The following is a 4,827-nucleotide window of genomic DNA, read 5'->3' on the forward strand; positions in this document are numbered from 1 at the left end:
GACTTCGCTAAAAATCAAGGGAGCATTTAACATGGGTAGAACTACAGGCAAAGCCCAACTGAATGATAACCACCTACTGAAGTAGGTGGTTTAGGGCTGAAAACTAAAAAAACACCCGAGCTATGCTCGGGTGTTTTACATTTAGTCTTTAAGTGTATTCAGATTGTCTAAAAGACTATTCATTATCTCATTCGCTGAGGCATTGTCGAAGTTTACCTGCAACACCTCATTTGTGCTCGAATTTGATACCGTTAGTTGTGCTCCATCTGTCTCATCAGCAACAGTAACTGTGTAGTCACCTGCTGTTGAACTACCGCTACTTAAATTAGAAAGTAGGTCTTCGATATCATCTTGCTGCATGTCACCAAACAGCTGAGTTAAGTCCAGTCTATCGCCTTCACTGCTGTCAAAATCGGTAACGGTGTCGTTTGCTGTATCCATATCTAACCATTGGAATAGATCTGCACCATCATCACCAGTAAGAATGTCATTGCCAAGGCCACCTATAAGGATGTCATTACCACCATCCCCTCGAATATGGTCATCACCCTCGCCACCAATAATGACGTCATTACCACTTCCCCCTCGAATAAAGTCATGCTCACTACCACCATCTAGATAGTCGTTACCAGAACCTCCGAAGATAAGGTCAATGCCTGCCTCACCGAAAATAACATCATCACCTTGTGCGCCTTGAGCAACGTCAGCCCATGCGCTTGCAGTAAAGGCTAAATCGCCATCATCTACTGACACACCATGATACGTTGCACGATAAACGTAACTGAGATCATCAGTAGAGATTAAATTAGCAGCTATGTTCAAATTCGTAGAGGTCGCACTTTCACTACCAGAATCTCCAAGATAGATGACATCAGAGCCAAGCCCACCTTCTACATGGTCATTTCCGCCGTAAGTAAATACTAAGTCAGAACCGAAAGCTGCTGGGTATACCCATTGACCAAAGCCATAATTAGTACCGTTCAGATTAACTATTGAACCATTCTGAACACTAATACTAGGAATAAGACCACTCAGATAGAGTGAGTCATTAATACCTCCATAATTGTGGATTTCATTGTCGATAGAACTGTTAGCCTCGATAGTTACTGTAACAGAAGCAGTATCAGTACTTCCGTAAGCATCAACAACCGTATAGCTAATTTCGACTAAATCACCAGCTGAGGCATTATTACTCGGGACAAATAGAACCTTTCCGTCGACTATAGATACTTCGCCTTTATTTGGGTCTGTGAGGGTTGCTGTTGAAACCCTCATTGACGAAGAGCCTGTATCATTATCTAAAACATCAATTAATATTGGCGTATGCTCTTTCGTAGACGAACTATCATCGTCAGCATCCAAAGCTGGAGGCGGAGGTGCTACCACGTTAAATGTTAGGTCTGCAGAAGAGGTATCTCCATCTAAGTCTTTAAGTGTATAGTCAAAATCAAATGTAGTATCACTACTTACAGAAGCTGCATAAAATTCATATTGGCCCGAATCCATATCAAACACTAATGAGTGCTTATCATCAATAAAGATGGATACTTGAGAACCCTCGACTAAAGAGCTAACGCCTTGCTGATTACCAGAAACTGAGACGTTATTTCCATCGTACGATACTGTTAGGCCACCATATTTAATCTCAGAAACGTAACCACCATCAGCTCCTAAGTCATTCGTTGCGCCCATTTGCCCGATATCGGTGTTTAAATTACCTGTAGATGGCCGAATCACAGATTGAAGCAATACTGGAGGTAACTGTGTAACATCAGGAACAATAACTGAGTTTGTATCACTCCCCGCCAGGCCATCATAAGCAACTTGATTTAATGAGGAGCCTGCAGAACCTACAAGTGACTCTCCCATTCCGTAAGCTAGCGCTGTGATATCTTGGGTTTCCAAGAATTGGGTCCAATTACTTTCTTCCCCACTATCAATCATACCGTCTGAGTTTGGAGCGCCATCAGAAAGGAAATAACTAACGTTAGTAGGGTTACCACCTAATCTACCCACACCAGAGTTATCTGACCAAGCGTCCATTGCCTGTTCCAAAGCTTCATCATAGTGAGTGCCACCTCCAGCGAGCAAGCCTTCGATCATTTCAATTGCCTGTTCAACAGTTAACCAATTTGAGGATGAGGTATGATCATCATCGGTAAATAACACTATCTGTACATGAGTATCTCCTAAGTTTTGATACTCATTGAGAAGTTGAGTCGCCGCATCTTGCATAACTTGAAGGCGGGTATCGTTGCTACCGTTATACTCACCCGTAACTGAGTCTTTACTCATTGATCCTGATATATCAAGTACTAACTGGACGTTTGCACCTTCCTTGGTCTCTACGATAACTTCGTTTGCTATATCATGAGCGTTTGGCGCGTCATCAGCGATAGGAACCGATAGTGTTCCGTCTACTGTTCCACTGCTATTACTAACAGAAACACCAATGTCCATCATTACTTGTAAATCATCAGTTGGTTTAACATGGTAGATAGCTTGGTGCAAAGTTACTTCATATCCGCCTTCATTTGTGACCGTTGCGGTGATAACTGGCCCACTATCAACCGAACCAACCAATGTCTGACCATCATTTGCTGTGGACCAAACGATCGTTTCTTCACCAGAAGTGAATATGTCAGCAGGTGCTGTCAATGTGACATTGTCACCGTTACTAACCTCAATTGTACCAGTGAATACCGAACCTAAGTCTGTGCCTTCAGATATGATCTCAGTTGCCGTTGAAGTGACCTCAGGCATAGGCTCTTTGATCGAGTCGATGTCAATAATAAGCTGAGCAGTACCACTCGACAAATCTCCTGAGTCAACAGCGATATAGTCAATTGACTCTGAGACTTTAGCGTCTACAACATCCACACCCTTGAGCGTAATATTTGAATTAGTTACTGGGTTCGAAGACCCATTCTGAGTCGTGTAAACTCGAACCTCCGTGAAGCCATCAGGTAGACTGATGTTCACTGTAGCATTACCGGAACTGTCAATCGTCAACGTGCCATCATCCGCATCGAAGCTGAATGTATTGACAACGTTTCCTTCTGCATCCAGAGCTACAACATTAATCTCAGCTTGAGCGGAGTGATTAGCATCATAATGGGCATATACACTACCTAGATGAATATTAGCATTCGTAATGTCGGCACCAGTTTGGCTGAAATCGACAGAAATATATTCTTTGCTAGTTACCTCCAGCTCACTGTCGCCGTCTGGTGACGTCGACACGCCAAATCCATCTTCAGAGTCTCTACCATCATAATTCAAGAACACTCCTGGGTTTTCAACAACGTCAGACCCGCTTGGTTGATTTCCAGTATATAGACCGGCTGAAATAGTAATAATGCCAGTGTCGAAATAGCTGATAGATTGACTCCCGTGAGTGGTATCAATTTTGGAGACTAAGTCTGATGCAGAAAAACTTAAGGATTCAGCAATATTGTCATCAACCACATACTCAAAGTTGTCTAAATCATCATACCGGTCGCCTTTAACTACCTCTGTCCTAACGTTATTTTCATCGACAAAATACAGAGTACCGAAGATAGGATCGCTTTGGATTACTAACTGCGTTTCGACTCCGTCTGCGTCATCTTCGATGTCTCGAGTAAAGTCAGAAAATGAGATAGAAGCAGAACCATTTGTAGTAGTTTCTGTGAACGTATCAGCTTCTGGCCCATCGTTAACTGGATTAACAATGATATCTACGTTTGCTACGTTACTTTCCAAGTTACCGTCTTCAATCGTATAACCGAACTTAACCTTACCGTTGAAATCATTTGGTACGGTAATTTCGATTTGAGTACCATCGGCGCTCAGTGCTACCGTTGCGCCAGGAATCGCATCTCCGTTTTCATCAGTAAGTTCACCAAGCGTCTTGATAGACAACTCAGCGTGAGGAGTATCTACATCGGTGTCATTTTCTAAAACATCAGCAACTGAGATGGTAATAACATCGCCTTCGTTGAATGCAAATGCACCATTTGAGCTAACTTCAAGACCTTCCAAGTAGTAGTCTGAGGAGTCACCGTTCGGGCCCGAGCTATCGGGACCACCAGAAAACTCTGTTGCTTCAAATACGATCTCATCAAATGCAAATCCATCAGTATCAATTGTGAATTCGCCTGTACTACCCGAGTCATTGGAGAAGACCCCAGTCGCAACTAAGATGCCGTTAAAGTAAGCACTCCATTTACCTTGCTCACTTGAGCCCCCCTCACTTGAGTAAAGATGACTAACTTTGAATTTACCTTCAGTAGCTGGTTGATCCAATTTAACGCTTAGTTGCTCTGATTCACCCGTATCTCGATTAAACTGAATTTGGTTAGCAGGGCCACCATTAACGTCATCTGACACACCAATCCCAACGCTATTAGCGTCTTCGTTGTTGTCGGAGACACCAGTGTCGACACCATTAAAACTTGCGTCAATACTTTCTAAGCCTTCGTTGCTCCAAGAACCATTAGAGTCATAAAAACCGAGTGAAAGTATGAATGATTTTGGATCATCATTCGCGATTGGTGCGTCGTTTTCATTACTGAACGTCAGCTCCACCGTCGCTGTATCCGTGCCGCCTTCGCCGTCGGATACCGTCACGCTCAAGGTATAGTCGCCAAGCTCCGCATCATCAATCACGCGAGTGGTGCTGATGGCACCTGTCGTCTCGTTAATCGTAAACAGACCATCAAAGTCATCGTCCAAGCTGTAAGTTAAGCTGCTGTCTTCATCCGAGACTGCCACTTCCGCCACCACGCCCGCGGCGCGGTTCTCAAACATCTCATCAATCACATAGGTGTCATCGTCTTGACCGCT

At 43.6% G+C, this 4,827-nt stretch carries 1 protein-coding gene; it reads right to left on the reverse strand.

Features of this window, described 5'->3' with window-relative positions:
* Positions 1-141 precede the first annotated feature (141 nt).
* The coding region (locus F0231_RS20400; protein ID WP_171761511.1) for a cadherin-like domain-containing protein at positions 142-4,827 on the reverse strand (4,686 nt) is incomplete at its 5' end.

This window comes from Vibrio sp. RE86, from assembly GCF_013114545.1.
In the GTDB taxonomy this organism is placed as follows: domain Bacteria; phylum Pseudomonadota; class Gammaproteobacteria; order Enterobacterales; family Vibrionaceae; genus Vibrio.